The organism is Bacillus cereus group sp. BfR-BA-01381, assembly GCF_022663555.1.
GTDB classification, from domain to species: Bacteria; Bacillota; Bacilli; order Bacillales; family Bacillaceae_G; genus Bacillus_A; species Bacillus_A pacificus.
Genome location: NZ_JAKUFR010000176.1, coordinates 1 through 3,499, shown reverse-complemented (window position 1 = coordinate 3,499; position 3,499 = coordinate 1). Strand labels below are relative to the sequence as shown.

Sequence of the window (3,499 nt, the reverse complement as noted above, 5' to 3'; positions counted from 1 at the left end):
TGTTCCAATTGGCACACCTGTAATGGTCGCAACCGTTAAACCAGTAAACATAAATGCAATTGCACTCGCACGTTTATTCTCAGGTACAAGCGCAGCCGCAATTGTGGATCCTATCGACATAAAAACGCCGTGTGCAAACGCAGATACAACCCTTGCGATAAGTAACACAGTAAAGCTTGTTGCCACTGCCGCAATTCCATTACCAATAATGAAAATAATCATAATCCACATTAATAATGTCTTTCGCGACATACTAGCTGTTACTGACGTTAATACCGGGGCACCGAACGCTACTCCTAACGCATATAAAGAAACGGTTAAACCCGCTGTTGTGACAGAAACATGTAAATCCTCTGAAATAGATGGTAATAAACCGACACTAATAAATTCGGTTGTACCAATTCCAAACGCACTAATGGCTAGTGCTAATAAAGCAAACATACTTCTTCGATTCGTCTGCATAGCCGAAGAAGATACTGTATATGAATTCAATTGAACCCCTCCTTAATACGAGAAATCCAATCATAATAGTGTGAAAAAAGGCCTTTTTTCTTCTACAAAAATAACTTTATTGCTCATATATGCTATTATGAATGGCTTCGCTCTTTTTTTGAAGAACGCACTTAAAAGTACGATAGGTACCAAAAAGTAACATAGGCACTTTTTAGTACCGTACTACTCATTTCCCTCTTACGTATGCTATTATGGAACATATTCAACATGATAAAAAGTACGTACTTTAAAGTGCTATAGGTACTTTTTAGTAACATTTAAATGATTTAGCTTCTTTTGTTGGAGAAATGCAATCTAGATTCATCAAAGGAGATTTTTATATGAAGAAATATAACATTCCCGTTGAAGCGACTTTAGAAGTTATCGGTGGAAAATGGAAAGTCGTTATTCTTTGCCACTTAACGAAAGGTACAAAGAGAACGAGTGAATTAAAACGTCTCATGCCTGGTATTACACAAAAAATGTTAACGCAGCAATTACGCGAACTAGAAGACGACGGCGTTATTCAAAGAAAGGTATACAATCAAGTACCACCAAAAGTAGAATATTCCCTTACAGACTACGGTTGGTCTTTAGAATCCATTCTTGATTCCCTTTGTACTTGGGGCGAATGCCATCTTGAAAAAGAAGGCAAGACATCGATGCTAATTGCAGAAAGTGAATAAAAGGAAAAAGGAAAAAACGAACATGAATTTGTTCGTTTTTTCCTTTTTTTGTTTATATATATGTACATTTCTAACTGGAACAAAATATTTTATACGCTTCCATACCTTGTCAGTACTACGTTATACGCTCAATATCAAATAATTAGGAATCATTTTTATGTTAACATAGGTGTATATAGTATATAATATAGGATATATATTATATACACTTTCCGGTAACGGAGCTTTTCCATTATGCGGACAAGCCATATATCGGACAGTTCATAAATAATAAGTAAGACGTTATGGTTTTAGATTTATGTTTGCAGCTTACTTGCTGTCATAAATTTAAAGGCATTTTATTGTGTTTTGTGAAACTTTGTATAAAGTTTCGTAACCGTTTACTATCTTACTTATCAAAAATAAGAGTATTGCTATCGTAAAGGAGAATTGGAGATGCCAGAAACTATGACTCAAACAAAGCCAGAACAAGAAACTGTACAAATTTCTGCTAGCCAAGGACAACTTGATGTACTTGATCAGTTGTTAAAACCTGAGGTACAAGAATCATTAACAACACTAGTAGAACAGCTTCCAAAATTAACTGAGCTTGTTAACATTTTAACTAAGTCTTATGACTTCGCTCAAACTGTTGCTACTGATGAAGTATTAAAAAGCGACACTGTTGGTGCAATCACAGAGCTTGTAGAACCTGTAAAAGATACAGTGAAAAGCATGGCTGCTACTGCAATCGAAGCGAAAGATCGTGCTGACGAAAGCAACGAAGTTATCGGCCTGTTCGGTCTATTGAAATTATTAAAAGACCCACAAGCACAAAAAATGTTCCGATTTGTGAACGCATATCTTCAAATTAGTGCAGAACGTAACAATAAATAAGTTAACTTATAACAACAATTAGTAAAGACGGGGGATATCATACTATGTCAAAACAAATTGTCATCTTAGGCGCTGGTTATGGCGGTCTTCTTGCCGCTTTAAACGTACGTAAATATTACAGCAAATCAGAAGCACAAGTTACAGTGATTAACCAATACCCAACACACCAAATTATCACTGAACTACACCGCCTTGCAGCTGGTAACGTGTCTGAGCAAGCAGTTGCAATGCCACTTACAAAGCTTTTCAAAGGTAAAGATATCGATCTTAAAATCGCAACAGTTGAGTCATTCTCAGTTGATAGCAAAGAAATCAAATTAGCTGGCGGCACTACTTTATCTTACGATGCACTTGTAGTTGCTTTAGGAAGTAAAACTGCTTACTTCGGTATTCCAGGACTAGAAGAAAACAGCATGGTATTAAAATCTGCTGCTGATGCAAACAAAATCTACAAACACGTTGAAGACCGTATTCGTGAATACGCGAAAACGAAAAACGAAGCTGATGCTACAATCGTAATCGGTGGTGGCGGATTAACTGGCGTTGAGCTAGTTGGTGAGCTTGCTGACATTATGCCTAAACTTGCAAAAAGCCACGGCGTAAATCCAAAAGAAGTTAAACTTCTTCTTGTTGAAGCAGGTCCAAAAATCCTTCCAGTATTACCAGACCACTTAATCGAACGTGCAACTACTAGCCTAGAAGCACGCGGCGTTACATTCTTAACTGGTCTTCCTGTAACAAACGTTGCTGGCAATGAAATCGACTTAAAAGACGGTCAAAAACTTGTTGCTAACACATTCGTTTGGACAGGTGGCGTTCAAGGTAACCCACTAATCGGTGAATCAGGTCTTGAAGTAAACCGTGGTCGTGCAACAGTTGATGCATACCTACAATCCACTTCTCACAAAGACGTATTCGTTGCTGGAGACAGCGCTGTTGTCTTCGCTCCAGACGGACGTCCATACCCACCAACTGCACAAATCGCTTGGCAAATGGGTGAGTTAATTGGATACAACTTATACGCAGCACTAGAAGGCAAAGCATTCGAAGAGTTCGCACCTGTAAACTCTGGAACACTTGCTAGTCTAGGACGTAAAGATGCTGTTGCTACAATCGGAGCAAGCAATACTCCACTTAAAGGTTTACCAGCATCATTAATGAAAGAAGCAAGTAACGTTCGTTACTTATCACACATTAAAGGTCTATTCAGCTTAGCTTACTAATCTGAATATAAGCCCGAATCATGCCCTGCATGGTTCGGGCTATTTTTATCCGTAATTTTCTCTAACTTATTTATTCGTCAAAAAAATGATATACCCTTTAAATTTATCTAAATATACTGACTTTTTATAATAAAAGCTGTCCCGTTTTGGAACAGCTTTTATTGTCACCTTTTGTCGGTAAATCGATATATCGAGAAAATCGCTGATATAATTCGAGTTACG

Annotated in this window: 4 protein-coding genes; 3 read left to right on the top strand and 1 reads right to left on the bottom strand. The window is 37.5% G+C overall.

Going from position 1 to position 3,499, the window contains the following annotated elements:
• The coding region (locus tag MR079_RS27915; protein ID WP_242295046.1) for an MFS transporter at nucleotides 1-462 on the bottom strand (462 nt) is incomplete at its 3' end.
• Between the two features lie 371 nt (nucleotides 463-833).
• On the opposite strand from MR079_RS27915, the gene MR079_RS27910 reads away from it, so the two are divergent.
• From MR079_RS27910 to MR079_RS27900, 3 genes are all read left to right on the top strand, one after another.
• Entirely contained in the window at nucleotides 834-1,178 is a 345-nt protein-coding gene (locus tag MR079_RS27910) for a winged helix-turn-helix transcriptional regulator (protein ID WP_000760472.1), read from the top strand.
• Between the two features lie 435 nt (nucleotides 1,179-1,613).
• Nucleotides 1,614-2,054: a DUF1641 domain-containing protein gene (locus MR079_RS27905; protein WP_001115309.1), complete on the top strand. Its 441-nt coding sequence runs from the start codon at nucleotides 1,614-1,616 to the stop codon at nucleotides 2,052-2,054.
• A 44-nt stretch (nucleotides 2,055-2,098) separates the two neighbouring features.
• Nucleotides 2,099-3,277, top strand: coding sequence for an NAD(P)/FAD-dependent oxidoreductase (locus MR079_RS27900; protein ID WP_000043202.1), 1,179 nt, complete (start codon nucleotides 2,099-2,101; stop codon nucleotides 3,275-3,277).
• The last annotated feature ends 222 nt before the right edge of the window (nucleotides 3,278-3,499 follow it).

Bases quoted from the DNA above. Each gene is read 5' to 3' on its own strand.
- MR079_RS27910 (WP_000760472.1), top strand. From the start codon at position 834: ATGAAGAAATATAACATTCCCGTTGAAGCGACTTTAGAAGTTATCGGT.
- MR079_RS27905 (WP_001115309.1), top strand. From the start codon at position 1,614: ATGCCAGAAACTATGACTCAAACAAAGCCAGAACAAGAAACTGTACAA.
- MR079_RS27900 (WP_000043202.1), top strand. From the start codon at position 2,099: ATGTCAAAACAAATTGTCATCTTAGGCGCTGGTTATGGCGGTCTTCTT.